The sequence below is a fragment of the Gracilimonas sp. genome, from assembly GCF_035704785.1.
Lineage (GTDB): Bacteria > Bacteroidota > Rhodothermia > Balneolales > Balneolaceae > Gracilimonas.
The window spans coordinates 1-20,175 of sequence record NZ_DASSWP010000071.1; the positions used below are offsets into that span (position 1 = coordinate 1).

Below are 20,175 nucleotides of genomic sequence, written 5' to 3' on the forward strand. Positions count from 1 at the left end.
CCCTGCTGAAATATGGAATTTTGCTCACCGGGAGTTCCTCCACTCACACGGGTACTGGAACTCCAGTTTGACTGATCATTGCTAGGTCCGGACGGATCGATGCGTTCAAGAGCTATACCATCAGTATTATACAGATTAGGGTTCTGCCAGCTTTCATTATAAAAGACCGAATCGATAGTTGCCCCGGTACTGTCAGCTAGGTAGATGGCGTCATCCGTATTGGCCAAGCTGAGGCTTGTTCGGTCGACACGTACTTTAAACTGATCATCCTCACTTTGCAATTCAAAGTATTCAGCAAGCTGACTTTCTCCGAAGCTCGCGGCTTGATCATCTGCATATACTATCACATATCCTCCGGCAGGGATCCATTTATATTGTGAGGATACCGGATACAGAGAACGTACTAAATTGTTTTCATCCGGTTCATCATGCAATGAAAATCCTTCCAGAGAAACCGCATGATCTGCACGGTTATACAACTCTATATATTCCGTTTGATCCGGAAGATTATCATCAGAATTAGCCAATGGGTTATAAAGAATTTCGTTGATGACCACCGTACCCGGCATCAGTGACTGAGAAACTTCTACTGATAGCTCACTATTGGCATTTCCCCTGAAATCGGTGATGTTGGTGAATACAAGTCTCAACGGTTGGTTTTTGCGCGATTTTGCCTTAGCCGAAGCCTCCACAGGATTTTCGAGGATCACGATATTTGCATCCGTTTCATTGTATCGAATGATTGGGGCCGGTTGGTTATTTATTGAGGCAGCGGCATTATTGATATTCACAAATTCAGTGAATGCTACAAAAATGGTTCCGTCGGACTGTAATTTTGAAAAGAGGATCTCCGGCGGAGTAACGTCGGGTTCATAAATTGAATTTTCGTTTCCGGCAGTATTTCTGTAATTAGAAGTGCTACTGCTCCAATTGGAGGCATCATTGGAAGCAGATTGAGGGTCTTTACGTTCCAGGGAAACTCCCCGTTCATTGCCACCCCAGATATTACTATAGAACAAGCTGTCGATCAAAGTTCCGTCCTGATTCCGAATTACTATTGCATCTTCATCATCATTCAATGCGGGAAACCCGGAGAGAAAGACTGCATCTTCAATTTCATTGGCAAAGCTTTCAAGACCGGTCAGTACAACAAATTCCCCACCTCGAATTTGAGTGCCATTTGGTATTGTGCTTGAGCCGGTAGCATCTTGAAAGATCCAGTTACTGAGGTCAAAATTTTGATCGGTTCGGTTATAGAGTTCTACGAATTCTTCTGAACCGGCCCTTGCCCGGCGATATAATATTTCATTCACTATCACATCGCCATATGTAGAAGGAGAAAACTCTGTGTACACCAATTCGGTAAAAGCAGAAGTTAAGAGATTCCCAAAAATGTCCTGCTGGTTTTCAATGGTAAGGGTATAGGTCTCGCCATCTGTGAGGGGAGACCCCAGAGCGAGAGTCAACGCATTACCGGAAAAGTGGGCGATCTGTGAAATAAATACTGAAGGAGAAAGGCTGTAGTTGGACGTGTTTTTAGCCAGTAAGGAATCAACCCGCTCGTTAAATATAATTCGAATGGAATCGGGTGCTGGAATAAAGGAGCTGATGATCTCCGGAGGATCATTGTCTGCTGCAACCTGATTGGCCGTGCCCGGAGTAGCCAGATCAGGGGAGGGAGAATTCCCCCAGTTTTCTTTATAAATAGACGGTGCATTATTTGATCGTCGTTCTAAAGAGATCTCAGTCCCACCCCAATCTGAATTATAAGTCAGTGAATCAATGAGTGTACCACTTTGATCGCGAATCACAATGTTATCGGGAGTGGTACTGTTGAGATTTGCAAAACTACTACCCATGTCGATTAGGGCAATCTCCGGGAAAGACAATAAAATAGTACTGTCAGGAGCCAAAACGATGTAAGAGCCCGGAGCTAAAGCTATTTCTTCATTTGAAATAGTACGCCGGTTTCCTGAATTGTCATTATAGGTCCATCCCTGTAGGTTAAAGGCGCTTGTTGATGTGTTGTAGAGCTCGATAAAATCAGTAAACCCTGTTGCGGGATCGTACATGAACTCAGTGACTATCACATCTGCGGAACGGGCACTGCCATATTCAATAATGAAAAATGATTCAATTATCTGATCTGAAACATTGCCAAAAATATCGGTTTGGTTTGCAATAGCAAGCTCATAAGTGGTCCCTTCCGGTTCACTGGGTAAGTCGGTGTTGTATTGAAGAATTATAATTTCCGGGGAGAGAAATGTAGCAGACTGAAGTGAAGGAACAGATACATCTAGATTGTTGGAAGTAAGTTCGAAGTTTGCAGTGTTTTCAGCGGGAATTTGTTGCAACCGTTCAGAAAATGTAAGCTGGATCTGATCGCTTGCTGAGCGTTCGATCTCTAATAGCTCCGGTGGCATATTATCAGGTTCAATCAGATTGGTAAAACCCGGAGTACCAAAGTTCGGAGCGGGGCTGTCCCCCCAGTTTTCCCGAAAAATTGAGGATACATTCTCATCCCGCCGTTCTATAGCCACATCTTCACCACCCCAATCCGTGGTGTATGTAAGGGAGTCAATCAAATTACCGTTTTGATTATATACCCGAATCTGATCTTCTCCATTATTGAGAGCAGGTAAAGAAACCTGTATATAATTTCCGTTTCCAAAAATAGAACTAATAGATGCTGTATCAGAAGTTATTACGGCAAAGCTATCCGGTAAAACGGCAAGATCAGTAGTTGAAATAGAGGTCAAAGAAGTATTATCACCTATTTGCCAGTCTCTGATATTCAAATAGCGGTTTGAGGTGTTTTTTAATTCCACATATTCTTCTGTTGTACCTGTAGGCGGATCTTTAAGAAATTCATTTATGACTATGTCGCCCGGTTGGTAGTTGTCAAAAATTACAAAAGAAAAAGTAGTATCAGCTAGTGTGGTTTCACCTGTGGCATCATTTATGTCAGTTATAGAAAGCTCATTTTCTCCACTGTTAATGTTATTAGCGAAGGATATACGGACAACATCTGAAGACTGTTGTGTAATTGATTGCGGATTTATATTCTCCGGAAATAGCGTGAAATCGCTTAGTTGAGCAGTTCCAAAATCGATATCACGGGAAAAAGAAACGTCGATATCTGTAGCATTAACAGGAGAAACTGAAGATACTTCAACGGGAGGAATGTCAATTTTAAAGTCGAAGGCAAAAAGATCAGAACGTGTAGATGTATAAGTAGTTTTGAATCCAAAGTAAGAAGCTGAAGCGTAGGTGTTGTCAATGGCTGTGCCTTCTTCGCTTAAGATCCCGGCATATCCGGTAGCTGCTTCCAGTGTCCAGTTTCCTGCGGCGTCTCTTGTTACTTTAACTCTGAAATCTCCTCCGGCACTGATATTAATTGTTCCTGCGATTACTTCGGTTTCAGTACCGTTATCCAATCTCAAAAGGCGAAAAACATCCTCAGATCCATTTTCGCCGGCCAGTATTTTATATCCGTTTATAGAACTCGATGAGAAGTCAGAAACATCACTCATGAGATAAATTTCAGTTTTATTTCCATCGGAAGGAGCGAAATCCATTCTGACAAAAAACTCCCAATATCCCTCAACATTTGTTGATGGGATACTTAAGTAAGATGTGCCGGCATCAGGAGCATCCTGCTGAAGCAAAATATTTCCGCTTTCATCAATGAAAGTGAAGTTTGCTACATCCCCCGACCAATCTGAAATATCCTGATCCGAAAAACCATCTTCAAAGTTAACTGTCTGTGCAACAGCTAAGGCAGGTATAGTAAACAGTAAAAGTATAAGCAGTTTTTTCATGCTAAAATCTTAGCTTGACGTAGTAACTAAAGAACTGCCTTTATCTTTAATTACAATATCATCTTAAAGTAAAAAAATTAGGGTAAAAGGGTGTTCCACCTTTTACCCCTGGAAGGACATTGAGAATAAGATTTATTCTCAAGGCAATGATCAATTTTTTTCTCTTTTAATAGCTGTATAGTTAGAGCGATGAGATGCGCACTCCTTACAGATTTTTTGTACTTTTTCTTAAACAACGTTATTCCAACCTAAGTCTTTAATTAACAGTATTTGCCATGAGAACACTTCCTTTTAGTATCGAGAATTTGAACGGAGGATTCATGAAAGTTGAAGGAATTCTGCGCGTGGAAGGAGAATATTTGGTCTTTGAATTTCAAAAAAAAGACGCTGTAGTTGAGGCTTATCAATCAGAGTTGAGGACGGAAAAGATCCCTCTGTCCGAACTTGATATGCTTGAATTCAAAAAAGGCTGGTTTAGCGGGAAGCTGATCCTTCATGGAAAGAATGCAAGATCATTTGGGGAATTGCCCGGAAAAGACCTTACTGAAAGAATACTAAAAGTGAAGAATAAACATAAAAATGTGGCCTCCTCAATATCCTCAAATCTGAACCTGAAATTATCTGAACAAAAATTAAATGAACTGGAAGATTAAGCGATGAGTATTCCTTACAAGTATTCTATGTATGAGGGTACTGATTTAAATAAGTTCAAAGAAGTGAAGGGCATTCTAAGCTTTGCCGATAATGAACTCCTTTTCGAATATAAGGTGTACGATGCCAGTGGTAACGGAATCAGTAACCTGTCGAAATTTGCCATTCAACTGGATAACCTCAAAAGCATTCAGTACAAGAAGGGGTTTTTATTTACCGGTGGGAAACTAATAATAAAGGCCAATCAATGGGCATTTTTTGAGCCGTTGCCCGGAAGCGATCAGGGGGTGATCAAGCTGAATATCACAAGAAGAGATAAAAGTGAGGCTATTCGGATGTCCACAAAATTGAATCTGTAATGTCGCAAAAAAGGTTGGATGACATGGAGGAATAATTTTTGAATTTGCCCCTAATGTAGAGACGCAAAATCTTGCGTCTCTACATTAGGGGAATTAATTATTCTATTTCAAAAATTCTTTCTTCACCAGCAATTCCGCATTTAAAATAGCCCCGCCGGCCGCCCCGCGAATGGTATTATGCGCCATGGCCACAAAGCTGACATCAAACACTTCAGCTTTTCTTAATCGGCCTAAATGCAGCTGCATTCCGTTTTCGGCATCGGCATGTAAACGCGGCTGCGGATATTGTTCTTCCTCATGCAGCTTGTAAAGTTCTTTTGGAGAGAAGGGAAGATCAAGATCACCGATTGGATTTTTCCAGTTCATATACGCTGCTTTCAGTTCATCGAAGTTAGAAGGTGGGTTTTCCAGCTTAGCTGTTACCGAGATCATATGTCCGTTGATGGTAGGCACTCTGGTTGCCGTAGCTTGAACCGGGAAATGCGGTTTTGCCAAAGTAGTTCCTTCCAGTTTGCTTAAAAGTTTTCGGGTCTCAGGACCAACTTTAGGTTCTTCTCCTGAAATAAATGGGATCACATTCCCCAAAATATCCAAACTTGCCACGCCGGGATAGCCTGCTCCCGAAACTGCCTGCATGGTGGTAAGGATCAGTGCTTCGATGCCAAAAACATCATACAATGGTTTCAGGGAAATGGCGAGCGGGACAGCTACGCAGTTTGGATTTGTTACGATCCATCCGCTGCCATCTTTGGTAAAAGTTTGCTTTTTAATAAGCTCGGTATGATCGGGGTTGATCTCCGGTATGAGCAGCGGAACCGTAGGATCCTGCCGGTAATTTTTGGCATTGGAAATGACCGGTATTCCGGCAGAGGCAAAAGCTTTTTCGATCTCGCCGGCTACGGAAGCGTCTAATCCGGAAAACACAAAATCGACATTACTGAATTCAGAAGGCTCACAATTCCTTACCGTCATCTCTTTGACGTGCTCCGGTAAAACCACGTCTTCGATCCAGTTGGCGGCATCTTTGTATTTCTTACCGGCGGAGCGTTCTGAGGCTCCCAAAGCCTCAATTTCAAACCAGGGATGTCCCTGAAGTAAGCGAATAAATTTTTGTCCAACTGCACCGGTAGCGCCTAAAATTCCAACTTTCATGATGGTTAAGTGAGTTTTTATAGATCAAAATTTTGTGAGCATTGAAAATAACCATTTAATACACTTAATGTGAGATTTTTAGCTTTAGAATCAAAAGCGTCCTAAACGTTTTAAATACATCAATTCAAGATACAAGAGGTCCTTCCTCATTCATTCCGCTACGCTGCATTTACTCGTCAGGATGACATCTGACACGGGAGGTCACCATAAGGCGCCAAAGGCGCCGCTGAACCCTAACCCAACCCCTTGTCATCTTGAACGAAATGCAGCGTAGCGGAATGTAGTGAAAGATCTCCCTAATTAGGCTTAGAGTAGGTTTAAAAACACATACTTAATAATGTATACAACGTATAGAAAGATATATTCATCAAGTTTGAGAAACGTTTAGGACGCTATTGCTTTAGAATACTCACTTTTTTTGAGGGGACGTATACCGGCTCACTGAGCCGATTTGTTAGATACCTGCATTACGGTCAGTAAGGGTGTATCGTATAAGCCCGGGGTTTTTAGCTATCCCAAACGTCGGCATAAAATCAACATAGTGGTTTCAAAGATATTTGTACATTATGAGTGAACTATTCAAAATGTAAGGTGGATGAGCAAAAACACGATTTATATTTTCACTCTATGGTTATGTGTGATTTTTATTTCAGGATGTAAGATATGGTCTCACCAAACACCAGCATTACCGCCAATTGATAAACCCACCTATTTAGAATTAAAGGCGGAAAATGAAGATCAATTCCAGATCATCTTAATTAATGATCTTCCTGTAGAACGCTATGTGATATTAGACTCTACAATTGATTCGCTGCAAACTGCATTAGACCCTTTAAATCCTTTTATAGTCAGCCCAAACGACAGTATATCTTTCCCCATATTTGCAGCTGTTGATAGTGCAGATTACGAGGAGGTCGTTCAGTCCATTAATGGTACCGGCTATATAGGTAATCCAATTACTGCCAGGCCTGATACTCAATACCGGTATGAGTTACCAGTTTCAAAAGATCGGTCTTTTAGGATCTTACAGGGGCAAGAGGGTTCATTTTCACATGACCGACTTTATAATAAATACGCAGTAGATTTTGCGATGTCAGTTGGGGATACGGTATATGCGGCCCGAAATGGAATAGTAGGTTATTTATATGAAGGGAGTTCTTATGGCGGGAACAGTGAAGTTTACATGTCATATTCAAATTCAATTATGATCTTACATGAAGATGGTACTGTGGCTCAATATTCCCATCTTAAAAAGGATGGCGTTTTGGTTGAGATCGGTGATCAAATATCGGTTGGCCAGCCAATTGCTTTATCTGGAAACACGGGGTATGTAAGTGGGGACCATCTTCATTTCAATGTCTTTCAGCCCACCAAAACCCAGCCTGTTTCTATTTTCATTTCTTTCAAAGGTTATGAGAACCAACAGTTTGAGAAAGGTGATAAAGTTTCTCATTAACTTTATAACAGTTAGGGGCCTCATGGGAGCAACCTCGAAGCGTCCGGGAGGACCTGCGAGCGTTGCGGGTGTTGACCTCATTACTAGAGCCCGAACGCTGCGAGGACCGCAGGACGCTCGCAGGTTCTACATCTTACATCTCTCTTCTTCGTTCCCAACCGTACACTCGTTCGGAATGGCTGCCCAGAACTCCGGTCCGAGTAATTATTTCTGCCACGAAAACTCTAAAACACAAAAAAGGGAAGATTAGAAGCGTGCATTATCTTCATTAGGATGGGTTCTCGTTTTCGATGTTGGATGTTCCTTGTTCTATGTTCAGATTTCCATCCCACCGATCTGTACTCTATCTTTGCGCCATGAAATTTCTATATGAAAAAATCGAAGCAAACTTACCCAAGTTCTACGCCTGGCTGGTACTCGGATTATTATTCCTGATATACATCTCCAGTTTTGTAGATCGGCAGATCGTGGCGGTGTTGGGAACGGCTATTCGGGATGATCTTGGCTTTACAAACACACAGATCGGTGTTCTGTACGGGCCGGCTTTTTCCCTGATCTACGCTGTCTGCGGAATTTTCATGGGATGGTTTGCCGATCAGTTTTCCCGAAAGCGGATCATTCTCACCGGACTGGTGATCTGGAGCCTTATGACCGTTGCCAGCGGATTTGCCAGCTCCTTCGTTTTTTTGGTCACAGCTAGATTTTTTGTTGGGGTGAGTCAGTCGGCATTAAGTCCGGCAGTGTATTCCTTATTGGCCGATTACTTTCCACCTGAAAGAAGAGCGCGTGTATTCTCGGTGTATGCCTCGGGGATCTTTGTTGGGGTAGGGCTCTCATTCTTGATCGGCGGCTCGTTAGCGCAAGCCTATGATTGGCGGGTAGCCATGAAGATCGTAGGTTGGCCCGGATTGGTTATTGCAGTCATCGGCTTCTTGTTAATCCGTGAACCGAAGAGAAAATCCCGGGAAAGCGATCGTTCGGCATCAAAGTTTTTTGAAGTACTGAGTTATATCCTCAGAAAAAAAAGTGTGCGTTATTATCTTGCCGGGTTCTCACTGCTTTCCCTCAGTGGCTATACCATTTTGGCTTTTGTCGGAACCGTATTGAACGACACGTTTCAAGCTCCATCCATGATCTCTCAATATGGCTGGTTCATGTTTGCAACAGGAATTGCGGTGAATGCCTCCGGATGGCTGGCCGACAAGCTTGCCATCAAATACGGCCCGGAAAAACGCTTTGTAATAGGAATTATAGCCGCCCTCGGCGGACTCCCATTCTACTATTTCGGCTTGATGGCGGAATCGGTTATGACGGCTTTCATATTGATTGGTATCGGGAATGTGATCGCCTCCTCTTACAACGGTGTAGCCGCGGCCCTTATCCAGTATTTTGTGAGATCGGACATGCGGGGAATGGCCGGTGCAGTTTATTTATTTGTGATCAGTATTGTGGGATTTGGGATCGGTCCGCCCGTAACCGGCTGGCTCATCGATCATGTTTTTACGGATCTGTACGGACCTTCAAAAGCCTTGCTTCTTGTATTTACGGTATGTGGGGTATTGGCGACGGTAAGTTTTGTGAAAGCGATGCAGTTTTATGAAAAAGATGCTGTGGATTGATTCCAAGGCAATAGGGACGAATTGTAGGGCCCCTACTGGCGTGACTGCTCAGACGAACAACCTACACGCCGTAAACTCAATCATTATAAATCTGCAATGGTAACTGTGTTGCTATCCGGTCGAAGTCTTTATCGTTATGCAGCAATTCCACCTGATGTTCGATACACCAACTTCCGATAAGCATATCTACCGTTTTTCGAATGGTGATACCTTTCGAACGGAGAAACCGAAAATTAGAAGCCGCTTTTATTGCCAGAGTCTTTCCTCCAAGATGAACACAATCTATGGGGTCAAGAGCTTCTTTGGTTAATTTGAACTCTTTATCACTGTCAAAACCTTGTAAAATTTCAGTGAGAATAATATCTCCTAAAAGAACAGTTTGCTGGGAGAGGATACGGTCGAGGCTGTCAGTTTGCTTATTTTTAACACCGTTGAAGTAATCGATCCATACGCTCGAATCTACTAAGATCACTTCTTGTCAGTCCTCATTACTTCTAAATCACCTTTCCAGTGCAATTTTCCCCGCAAGTCTTTGATCTTCTCTTGTTTTTTGCGCTGGACTAACAACTTCAATCCTTCTTCTACCGCATCTTTTTTCGTTTTTAACCGACTTACCTTCAAGGCTTCATCCATCAAGTCATCATCGATCACTACATTTGTTCTCATAACGGCATCGTTTGGCTAATGTGTATTATATAATAATTTATACACATTATGGATGAATTCCTAATTCTTAACCTTGTTCCAAACCTTCCGGTCCAGTTTTATTAAAAGCCACCACAACTCAATTCTTGATCCTATTCGCCCGAAACATCCCATCTGCGGCTTGTAGGATCTTCATTCGTAACTGCTCATTATAATCGGGGCGCTCATCCAGGAAAGTACGGACGGTTTGGACGGCTGTATCAGAGGAGTAATTTCCTAAGGTCACATCCAGCCAGCGTTTTGGGAAAAAGATATCGCCGGTGACCTGAATTTCCTGCAGTAACTCTAAACTTGGCAGAATGTATTTCTCAGAATCATCAACCCGAAGCGGATGGTGTAAATAACCCAGGGCACTGAGAACCCATGATTCTGTCTGTCGGTTTTCCTCTTCTTTCAGCGATTCAAAAAATTCATCCCGAACCTGTTGATCGCTGTAAAGTGCGGGCCTTATAAATTCAAACCGGCGCTTTCGGTCGCTGTTTTCAATGTTTTCCAATTGGGTTGAGATGATGTCTTCGGATTTTTCAGGCATCCTGATCGCGAGATCTCCGGCCATGCTGATATAGTCGGTTTCGGATAGGTTCAACCCCTCGATCTCCATTTCACCCCGCCAGATATCATATATTTTTTGAACCTCGGATTTGCTAATGGCGATGTTTCTGTAGGCATTGAAGAAGGTCTTTTTCTTACTCGGTTCATCCTGAGCGATCATTTGCTCCCATAAAATTTCTTCGATATTAGGAGCGATATTATTCCGTTCGGTTTCATTCAGCAGATCCCAATAAATGGTTTGAATATGCCCCAATATCTGTCCGATCAATAGCTGATTTTCTTCGGTTTGAACGAGCTCGAGGAGCTTATATAAATACTCCCTAGGCATCACCTCATTTTGTTCGAGCATATTTTCGTAAAGGTTGATGAGTTGCGAGCCCTTGCGAACATTTTTCATGTGTTCCCAGTACTCAAGTGTCTCCAGGTCAGCAGGAAAAAGACCGTATCCCCGGCCGTTAGCATTGAAAACCTTGGTTTCAGCTCTCAGCTCATTCAGCGTTGCAAATTTTGATTGTTCATTACTCAGGATGTCAAAGAATTTGAAAGAACTGTCCTGCGGACTGACGGTCCAGATACCAACCTGTTGTGGCCAGACCCGCTCCATTCCGGCAGGATCGGTCTGTATCAGCATATCATAAAGCAGTGGATCCCGACCGGGCAGTTCATCTTCCTTGAATTCATAACTGAAATGAGGCCTGCCGGGTGTATTCACCCAAACTTCACTCCATGATTTCAGATCCTGATCGGAAAGTTCATCCAGAATTTCGATGAGATCAGGCCAGGTGGCATTCTCAAAAGAATAGGTGCTTAGGTATTTTCTCATTCCTTCACGGAAAATATCTTCTCCCACCAGCAGCTCAAGCTGTCGCATCATGATCGGAGCTTTGTTGTAGATGATGGCTCCATACATTTGTCCGGCTTGGTTTAGGTTTCCCAAATACTGACGAATGGGATTGGCGCCTTCAGTTCGGTCCACGGAATACGCACTGGGGTGATGGCGAAGTACAAAATTCAGGTTATGGTCGATCTCGGGGAAATTGGGATTCATGATCTTGGCAGCCATGAAATTTGCGAACACTTCCTTGGTCCAAACGTCATTGAACCACTCCATGGTAACCAGGTCGCCGAACCACATGTGTGCGGTTTCGTGGGCGATCAAGCTGGCACGACTCAACAACTGTGAATCCGACGGATCTTCATCCAAGAATAAAGAAGAAGCTCGATATTGAATGGCTCCCACATGCTCCATTCCTCCGTATTGGAATGTCGGGATGAGGGCAAAATCAAATTTCTGGAATGGATAGTCGATGCCGGTGTATTCCTCCAACCAGTCGAGTGAGGCTTTATGCAGACGGAAGATGTCATCTATGTTTCGATTTGCTTTTTCCTGATCTGATTCCCGGTGCAGCATGGTCATTTCTGTACCATCTATGGTTTGGGTGACTTTCTCAAAATCTCCAGCCACAAAAGAAAACAAATAAGAGCTGATCAGATCAGAAGGAGCAAAATTCAGGGTCTTGGTGGAATCGGATTCATGCTGATAATTCAGCGGAGCATTCGATATAGCCTCCCAGTTTAGCGGAATTTCTAACGTAAGATCATACACGGCTTTCAGGTCCGGCTGATCAAAAAGCGGAAAGGCTGTTCGGGCACGGTCAGGGACAAAAAGGGTGTACAGATATTCGGGATTTCGATTCAAGGAAGACTCGCCCGCAGTAAAATCAATATCGACGGAATTTTGACCTTTTGTTAAATACTCAGCCGACAAAATAATGTGCTCCTTTTCGAAGGTGATATCCACTGTTTCACCGTTTATGGAGATCGAATTTAGAAGCTCTTTAGATTCCCGGAAATCAAGCTGTATATCATGATTGCTATCCTTCAGTTCAAATAAAATAGTAGCGGATGCATTTATGGAGTCGGACTGTTCCTCAGGAATATCGAAATACAATTCATAGGTGATATCGGAGATATTTGCTTTTCGGAACTGAGCCAATTCAAGGGAAACACCGGGCTCAATGTTTGGGGAAGAGGAACACCCAAGCATTCCAATGAAAAGGGAAAATAAAAGAATGGATTTGAGAGAATACTTCATAAGCCTGATTAGTTGATCTGATACAGTCTAAACTATCAACTATCGGGGAGAATTCAATTATGTGTTTGTAAAAAAAAAGTGGGACCGGGAGGTCCCGAATTTTGACTTGTCAAAATACGCGGAGGGTGTGAGCTAAGGCTAAAATTGTCTTCTGTACGCCCCCTTCGTCCTCGTTGCTAAGCTTCGGCTTAACGCTCTTTTTTCTAAGGTCGGATTAAAGGTTTTCGGCTGTCGGATACATAATTAGTTGTACCTCGTTCACAAAAGGGATGTTGGGAAGAAGTGTGAAGTACGTTCAGTCTTTCTCAGAGAATGCTGCATCAAATGCGGATTCAGAAGGAGGGAAGTCGATGTTTTTGACGTATTCACAGGATTCTTTAGCGCCATATTCTCTGTCCATGCCGCTGTCTTCCCATTCAACGGAAAGCGGGCCTGAATACCGGATCTCATTAAGTGCCCTGATGATCCGGTCGAAATCGATGTTACCTCTTCCTACGGAAACGAAATCCCAGTTTCGGTCGGGGTGGCCAAAGTCCAGATGTCCGCCAAAAGTACCGGCCTTGGTTGGTTTATCCGACCACCACACATCTTTCATATGAACATGGTAAATACGATCAGCAAACTGTCTGATGAACTGAATGTAATCGACGCCCTGGTAGCCAAGGTGACTCGGGTCGTAATTGAATCCAAAAGCTTTGCGTCTGTCAAGTGCATCGATAGCACGTTCCGCTGTAGAAATATCAAATGCTATTTCGGTGGGATGAACTTCCAGTCCAAACCTTATACCTTCGTCATCAAAAACATCCAGGATGGGATTCCAGCGATCGGCAAAATCCTGAAATCCTTTTTCGATCATGTCCGGTGTATTGGGAGGGAAAGAGTATAATTTTGACCATATGGAACTCCCGGTAAAACCATTGACTGCATCAACGTCCAGCTTTTTTGCTGCCCGTGCTGTGTTTTTTATTTCCTCTGCAGCTCGCTGACGTACTCCTTCAGGATCACCGTCCTTCCAGACATGAGCAGGTAAAATTTCTTTGTGGCGTTCGTCAATAAGATCACAAACTGCTTGCCCAACTAAATGATTACTGACAGCCCAGACTTTTAGATCATATTTGGCTAAGAGTTCTTTACGTTGCTCACAATATCCATCTTCCTCAAGTGCTTTGGTAACGTTGAAGTGATCACCCCAGCAGGCAAGCTCCAGTCCATCATAGCCCCATTGGGAGGCTTTTTGAGCAAGGGTTTCAAGGCTGAGATCAGCCCACTGACCGGTAAATAATGTAACGGGTCTGGACATAGAAAATAGGTTTAATGAAAATTATACGGTGATATCATCTGCTGTAGCCCCTTCATCCAAAACTTTATCATTGAAGAAGATGATGAAGAATGCCAAGACGGCCGCAGCAAAAATGGCGGGGATCCACCAGAAATCATACCACTGGTTCAGGGTCAAAGATTCTGCAGTGCCAAGGAAGCTGTTGTAAACTTCTCCTGCCACCTGCGCACCGATGAGCATACCAACACCATATGTGATGAGGATAATAAGTCCCTGTGCCTGGCCACGAATTTCGGGAGTGGATTTCTTATCCACATAAATTTGGCCTGTTACGAAGAAGAAATCATAGCATATACCGTGCAGCGCAATACCGGCAAGGATCATCCAGGTGATGGGCTCGGCTGCTCCCATAGCGAATAGTGCATAGCGAAGTACCCAGGCAAGCATGCCGGCGGCAAGCATCCATTTCACACCCAAACGGATGAACATGACCGGTATCAGAACCATGAAGAGTACCTCAGACATCTGACCGATGGTGAGGGTGGCAGCGATATTTTCAAAGCCGGCATTCCCGATAAAAATTTGTGTGAAATTATAGTAGGCTGCCAAAGGAATACATAATAAAAACGAGCTGAAAAGAAACACATAAAAAGATCTGCTCCCCAGTTTTTTAAAGGCATCGATCCCGACAATGCTGCGAACAGAAACTTTTTCTCCCGCTGCGGGTGGAGGGGTATGAGGCAGTGAAAAGCTATAAATTCCCAAGAGAAGACTGGCTGCCGCCGTCATATATAAAGGCAGGGCCGTTTGCTCCGGCTTTACGTTTTCGGCCACAAACATACCGAGTACAAAGCTGATGGCGAGTCCGGCCACGATCCAGCCGATGGTACCAAACACACGAATGATGGGGAAATCTTTTTCCTGATCATCAATATGATGGAAAGAAAGAGTGTTAGCCAGACTCATGGTGGGCATGTAGCAAAGATTATAGGCAAGCAGTAACAAGATAAATAAGATCGGCTGCTCTACTGCCATCGGTGTCAGGAACATGAAGATTGCTCCAAGAATGTGGAGTATGCCCAATACTTTTTCAGTGGCAAAGTATCGGTCAGCGATCAAGCCAACGAAGAAAGGAGCTACAATAGCAGCTATCGGATTTACCGTAAATGGCCAGTGTGTGAGGTTTTCCATGCCGTTGGACGTCATGAAAACTGCAACCGTGGAATACCATGCCCCCCAGATGAAAAACTCTAAGAACATCATAAGGCTTAGTTTGGCTCGTAATTTCTTATTCATTAATTACCCCTGGAATTTTTTACAGTTTAATGTTGGTCTGAAAATAGCACATCCGACTACTTATGAAATATTTTTATATGTTCTTTTAAAAATTTGTATAAAATATAAAAAATACCGAAGAGCAAATTGCATCACTCAATTCTTTTATTACATTGGTGAAAATTTGGAAAAAGATAAAATGATATAGTTATCGCTGTTAAAGATCACATGGATAGAAAAAATTTTTTAAAATTGGGAGGAGTTGTCGCTTTATCGCTGCCTGTATCCCGGTTTTTAACAGCCCTCCATTCAGAATCCAGGATCGCTTCCGAACTCTTTTTTAAAATATCTCTTGCCCAATGGAGCCTTCACCGAACGATAAGAAGTGGAGACTTGGATCATCTTGATTTCCCCGCTGCTGCAAAGAATGAGTTTGGAATAGAGGCGGTAGAATATGTAAACACGTTTTTTCAGGACAAAGCAGATGACCGTTCTTACCTGAATGAAATGAATTCAAGATGCAATGATCTGGGGGTTGAGCAGCTTCTCATTATGGTTGACGGGGAAGGAGGGCTGGCCGTTGCCGATGATAAAACCCGAATTGAGTCAGTAGAAAATCATTTCAAGTGGGTAAAGGCAGCAGAGTATCTAGGATGCCATTCTATCAGGGTGAATGCTTATGGTGAAGGCAGTAAAGAAGAGCAAACGCAAAATGCCGTTGATGGGTTGGGAAGATTGGCTGAGTTTGCAAAAGATCATGAAATCAATGTAATTGTAGAAAATCATGGCGGTTATTCTTCGGATGGACAGTGGCTGAGTGATGTGATATCCCGGGTTGGAATGGAAAATTGTGGTACGCTGCCTGATTTTGGAAACTTCTGTGTGAAAAGAGAAAATGGAGCCCAATGGGGTGGAAGCTGCATCGAGGAATATGATCGCTATAAAGGGGTAAAAGAACTGATGCCTTTTGCTAAAGCTGTAAGCGCAAAGAGCTATGCTTTTGATGATAAAGGGAAGGAAACGACGATAGATTTTTCAAAAATGCTTTCAATTATTTATGCTTCAGGCTTCAATGGCTATATCGGTATTGAATATGAAGGAAATGAGCTGAGTGAAATGGATGGCATTAAAGCAACAAAAAGACTATTAATAGAAGCAGGATCAAAAATCACAGAAGGATAATCTTATGCAAATTAAAGAAAGCTCTAAAGAATATGATGTATGTATAGTCGGATCCGGAGCCGGGGGAGGAATGGCAGCCCATGAACTTACCCAAGCCGGTTTAGACGTACTTATGCTTGAAGCAGGTGGCTGGTTCGACTCTCAGGATTTCGCCATGTTCACTTGGCCCTATGAATCTCCCCGCCGTGGAGCTTCAACTCCGGAGCAGCCTTTTGGTGAGTTTGATGCCTGCTTTGGTGGATGGGATATTGAGGGGGAACCCTATTCCACCACGCCCGGAACTACATTCAACTGGTTCAGAGGGCGTATGCTAGGTGGACGAACAAATCACTGGGGTCGTATCTCCCTTCGTTTTGGTCCCGATGATTTCAAATCAAAAAGCAAAGACGGACTCGGGGATGACTGGCCCATAACGTACGATGAGATCTCCCCCTATTATGATAAAGTAGATCGGATGATCGGTGTTTTTGGTACCAATGAAGACATGCCCAATGAGCCTGGCGGTATTTACATGAAACCGCCTGAACCCCGTTGCTATGAGCATCTGATCAAAGATACTTGCGATACGATGGACATCCCTGTGATCCCGTCACGATTGTCCATTATTACAGAATCGCACAACGGTCGTCCCGCTTGTCATTACTGCGGTCAGTGTAACCGAAGCTGTGCAACCCATTCCAACTTTTCTTCACCATCAGTGCTGCTTCCTCCCGGTTTGAGATCAGGCAAACTTGAGATCATCAACAACGCTATGGTGCGTGAGGTTACATACAGTAACGGCAAGGCCACCGGCGTTTCCTACGTCAACAAGGTTGATGCGCAGGAATATAAAGTACGGGCCAAAGTGGTGATTCTGGCTGCAAGTGCTTGCGAATCTGCCCGGCTGCTGTTGAATTCCAAATCATCCGATTTTCCCGATGGTTTGGCGAATTCAAGCGGAGTGGTAGGCAAGTATCTCATGGATTCAACGGGAACCAGCGTGGCCGGTCTTATCCCGGGCATGATGGATATGCCGGCTCACAACGAAGATGGAGTAGGTGGTATGCACTTGTACATTCCGTGGTGGCTGGATAACAGCAAACTCGATTTCCCAAGAGGCTATCACGTCGAAATGTGGGGAGGCCGCGGTATGCCGGGTTATGGATTCATGGGCGGCATCCAGAATTACAATGCAATGTTTCAGGATGGACCCAAGCGAAGCGGAGGTTACGGTAAAGGACTGAAAGACGATTATCGCCGGTATTATGGATCCGTAGTCGGTTTTTCCGGACGCGGCGAAGGCATCGCTTACGAAGACAATTACTGTGAAATTGATCCTAACGGCGTGGACAAGTGGGGAATACCAACCCTTCGGTTCAATTATAACTGGAGCGACCACGAGTATAATCAGGTGAAACATATGCAGATCACTTTGAGGTCTATTATTGACGAAATGGGTGGCCACTTACTCTGGGATATGCCCTCTAAAGAGGATGGATACGGCATCACAAATCCGGGGCAAATCATTCACGAAGTGGGTACCACCAGAATGGGAGATGATCCTGATACGTCTGTGCTGAATAAATACTGCCAGGCTCATGACGTTGATAATCTCTTTGTCGTGGATGGAGGTTCCTTTGTGTCCCAGCCTCATAAGAATCCAACGTGGACTATTCTGGCACTTTCGATGCGTGCTTCGGAATACATCGTTGATCAGAAAAACAAAGGAAATCTTTAATACTGCTGTAAATATAAATAGCCAAAAAATAGAATTATGGACAGAAGAGAAGCAATAAAAGCATTATCACTGGGCACGCTTGTAGCCGGTTTTTCATTGACGGGTTGTGAAACCGCTCCGGAAGAAGCTGCTATAGAACATGAGTTTTGGAAGCATGTTACAGAGGAAGATCTTAAAAAATGGAACGCGCAGTTCTTTACAGATCATGAGTTTGAAACGGTTCGTCAGCTTGCCAATATGATCATTCCTGCCGATGAAAGATCCGGAAATGCCGAGGAGGCAGGAGTACCTCAATTCATCGATTTTATGATGCTCGACAAGCCGGGCAATCAAACCCCAATTCGCGGTGGATTGAGGTGGCTGGATATTCAGTGTCAGAAGAGGTTCAGCAAGAATTACATTGACTGTACGGATAATGAAAAAAAAGATATGCTTGATGAGATCGCTTATCCCGAAGAAGCAAAACCTGAAATGCAGCAGGGTGTGGCATTCTTTAACCGCTTTAGAGATCTGGTAGCTTCCGGATTCTGGTCGAGTAAAATAGGCATCGAAGATATCGGATACATGGGCAACCGGCCTCATAACTGGCAAGGGTGTTCTCATGAAGCACTTGAACATTTGGGCCTTGAAAACAAAGCCACCGGTTAAAATTTCAACCTATTTAAATTTTTTCACATGAAATATATCTCAATTCTATTTTCACTTATAATATGCTTAACCATTAGTCAGTGTATGGCTCAAACAGAACAAAATTCGTTAACAACTGAGGAACAGGAAGAAGGCTGGGAACTGCTTTTTGATGGCTCGAACGCTGATCATTGGAGGGCATATCAAAAAGATGGCTTTCCTGAGCAAGGATGGAAAGTTGAAGATGGCATGCTTACGGTCATGGCCGGTGGCGGCGGGGGAGATATCATCACGCGGGAAACCTACGGTGATTTTATTCTGAAACTGGAATGGAAAGCGGAGAGAGCCGGAAACAGCGGTATTTTCTATCGGGCACTGGAACAACCCACTCAGGCTATTTATTGGTCGGCCCCTGAATTTCAGATCCTGGATAATGAAAACCATCCGGATGCAACCCGGGGTGTAGATGGCAACAGGAAAGCAGGATCGCTGTATGACCTGATTCCCGCTAAACCTCAAAATGCGAATCCCTATGGCGAGTGGAATAGTGCGAAGATCATAGCCAATGGATCCAAGATCGAACACTGGCAAAATGGGGAAAAGGTCCTGGAATATGAACTCTGGACTCCCGAATGGTATGAAATGTTGCGTAACAGCAAGTTTGTAGATCACCCCGAATTCGGAGATATGCATGAGGGACACATTGGTTTGCAGGATCATGGAGATACGATTCAATTCAGGAATATCAAGATCAAAAAGCTGGACTGACCTTTTATGAAGGATAGAATTAAATACGGAATGGTCGGGGGCGGCCCGGGGGCATTTATCGGAGAAGTACATCGAAAAGCCGCCGCCTTGGATGGCCTTCTGGAGTTAGTGGCAGGTTCATTTTCCTCAACCCCCGAAAAATCGAAGCAGATGGGTGAGGAACTGGGATTGGATCAGGGCCGTGTGTACAGCTCCTTCGAAGAAATGGCTAAAAAAGAAGCTGCTCTCCCTGAAAACGAACGTATTGATATGGTTTCGGTGGTCACTCCCAATCATCTTCACTTTACGGTTTGTAAAGCTTTTATAGAACAGGGAATACCTGTTGTATGTGACAAGCCCATGACCAATACCGTAGAAGAAGCAGAAGAACTTTGCCGGCTGGTGGAAAAACACGAGGTAATTTTTGCGCTGACTCATAATTATACCGGCTATCCAATGGTGAAAGAAGCCCGGCATATGGTTCAAAGCGGAAAGCTGGGATCGCTTCGAAAGATTGTCGTTGAATACCCGCAAGGCTGGATGGCTGAACCCGTGGAAGAGCAGGGAAATAAACAGGCGGAGTGGCGGACTGATCCCCAAAAGGCCGGCGTTTCGGCAGCCATAGCGGATATAGGAACCCATGCAGAAAACCTTGTGGAATATATTACAGGCCTGCAGATAGAAAAACTCTTTGCGGATACTACCTCTTTTGTAGAAGGGAGGGCCCTTGAAGATGATGCCAACATGCTGATCCACTATGAAGGTGGAGTTCGGGGTATATTATATGCATCACAGGTATCGGTGGGAGAAGAAAACCCTTTAAACATAAGGATCTATGGTACGGAGGCCTCACTGGAATGGGATCAGGAATCACCAAACTATTTAAGGGTGAAGTATCCCGATAAACCGGAGGAGATCCACAAGCGGGGCAATCCCTA

General features: G+C 43.8%; 16 protein-coding genes. 9 read left to right on the plus strand and 7 right to left on the minus strand.

Annotated features, from left to right (window positions below):
• Positions 1-3,821, minus strand: a 3,821-nt coding sequence (locus VFM80_RS03965; protein ID WP_395069771.1) for a lamin tail domain-containing protein, incomplete at its 3' end; no start/stop codon positions are given.
• A gap of 275 nt (positions 3,822-4,096) precedes the next feature.
• Between VFM80_RS03965 and VFM80_RS03970 the strand changes: the two genes are divergently transcribed.
• Together VFM80_RS03970 and VFM80_RS03975 are read left to right on the plus strand one after the other, a co-directional pair.
• Positions 4,097-4,474: a hypothetical protein gene (locus VFM80_RS03970; RefSeq protein ID WP_395069773.1), complete on the plus strand. Its 378-nt coding sequence runs from the start codon at positions 4,097-4,099 to the stop codon at positions 4,472-4,474.
• Positions 4,475-4,477: 3 nt separating this feature from the next.
• Positions 4,478-4,831, plus strand: coding sequence for a hypothetical protein (locus VFM80_RS03975; RefSeq protein ID WP_395069775.1), 354 nt, complete (start codon positions 4,478-4,480; stop codon positions 4,829-4,831).
• 102 nt (positions 4,832-4,933) lie between these two features.
• Here the strand turns inward: VFM80_RS03975 and asd are convergent, their stop codons facing one another.
• Positions 4,934-5,983, minus strand: coding sequence for an aspartate-semialdehyde dehydrogenase (gene asd / locus VFM80_RS03980; protein ID WP_395069777.1), 1,050 nt, complete (start codon positions 5,981-5,983; stop codon positions 4,934-4,936).
• A gap of 595 nt (positions 5,984-6,578) precedes the next feature.
• Between asd and VFM80_RS03985 the strand changes: the two genes are divergently transcribed.
• Together VFM80_RS03985 and VFM80_RS03990 are read left to right on the plus strand one after the other, a co-directional pair.
• Positions 6,579-7,439, plus strand: coding sequence for a M23 family metallopeptidase (locus VFM80_RS03985; protein ID WP_395069779.1), 861 nt, complete (start codon positions 6,579-6,581; stop codon positions 7,437-7,439).
• A 356-nt stretch (positions 7,440-7,795) separates the two neighbouring features.
• A complete protein-coding gene (locus tag VFM80_RS03990) occupies positions 7,796-9,058 on the plus strand; it encodes a spinster family MFS transporter (protein WP_395069781.1) in 1,263 nt (420 codons plus the stop codon).
• 76 nt (positions 9,059-9,134) lie between these two features.
• Here VFM80_RS03990 and vapC read toward each other — a convergent pair whose 3' ends face one another.
• The 5 genes from vapC to VFM80_RS04015 all read right to left on the minus strand — a co-directional run bounded on the left by vapC (position 9,135) and on the right by VFM80_RS04015 (position 14,985).
• Complete coding sequence (vapC, locus tag VFM80_RS03995) at positions 9,135-9,530, minus strand: type II toxin-antitoxin system VapC family toxin (protein WP_395069783.1); 396 nt, start codon at positions 9,528-9,530, stop codon at positions 9,135-9,137.
• On the minus strand, positions 9,527-9,724 hold the full coding sequence (locus VFM80_RS04000) for a type II toxin-antitoxin system VapB family antitoxin (RefSeq protein ID WP_395069785.1): 198 nt from the start codon (positions 9,722-9,724) through the stop codon (positions 9,527-9,529). The genes vapC and VFM80_RS04000 overlap by 4 nt, the downstream gene beginning before the upstream one ends.
• 118 nt (positions 9,725-9,842) lie before the next feature.
• Positions 9,843-12,410, minus strand: a complete 2,568-nt coding sequence (locus tag VFM80_RS04005) for a M1 family metallopeptidase (protein WP_395069787.1) — start codon at positions 12,408-12,410, stop codon at positions 9,843-9,845.
• 295 nt (positions 12,411-12,705) lie between these two features.
• Positions 12,706-13,710, minus strand: coding sequence for a sugar phosphate isomerase/epimerase family protein (locus VFM80_RS04010; RefSeq protein ID WP_395069789.1), 1,005 nt, complete (start codon positions 13,708-13,710; stop codon positions 12,706-12,708).
• Positions 13,711-13,731: 21 nt separating this feature from the next.
• Positions 13,732-14,985, minus strand: a complete 1,254-nt coding sequence (locus VFM80_RS04015; RefSeq protein ID WP_395069791.1) for an MFS transporter — start codon at positions 14,983-14,985, stop codon at positions 13,732-13,734.
• 207 nt (positions 14,986-15,192) lie between these two features.
• Here VFM80_RS04015 and VFM80_RS04020 point away from each other — a divergent pair, with 207 nt between their 5' ends.
• The 5 genes from VFM80_RS04020 to VFM80_RS04040 form a co-directional block, all read left to right on the plus strand.
• Positions 15,193-16,146 carry a sugar phosphate isomerase/epimerase family protein gene (locus VFM80_RS04020; RefSeq protein WP_395069793.1) on the plus strand — a complete coding sequence of 318 codons (954 nt, stop codon included), beginning with the start codon at positions 15,193-15,195 and terminating at the stop codon, positions 16,144-16,146.
• Positions 16,147-16,150: 4 nt separating this feature from the next.
• Positions 16,151-17,863, plus strand: a complete 1,713-nt coding sequence (locus VFM80_RS04025) for a GMC family oxidoreductase (RefSeq protein WP_395069795.1) — start codon at positions 16,151-16,153, stop codon at positions 17,861-17,863.
• Positions 17,864-17,899: 36 nt separating this feature from the next.
• Positions 17,900-18,511, plus strand: coding sequence for a gluconate 2-dehydrogenase subunit 3 family protein (locus VFM80_RS04030; protein ID WP_395069797.1), 612 nt, complete (start codon positions 17,900-17,902; stop codon positions 18,509-18,511).
• Positions 18,512-18,595: 84 nt separating this feature from the next.
• Positions 18,596-19,258: a 3-keto-disaccharide hydrolase gene (locus VFM80_RS04035; protein ID WP_395069799.1), complete on the plus strand. Its 663-nt coding sequence runs from the start codon at positions 18,596-18,598 to the stop codon at positions 19,256-19,258.
• Between the two features lie 6 nt (positions 19,259-19,264).
• On the plus strand, positions 19,265-20,175 hold a 911-nt coding region (locus tag VFM80_RS04040; RefSeq protein ID WP_395069801.1), incomplete at its 3' end, for a Gfo/Idh/MocA family protein.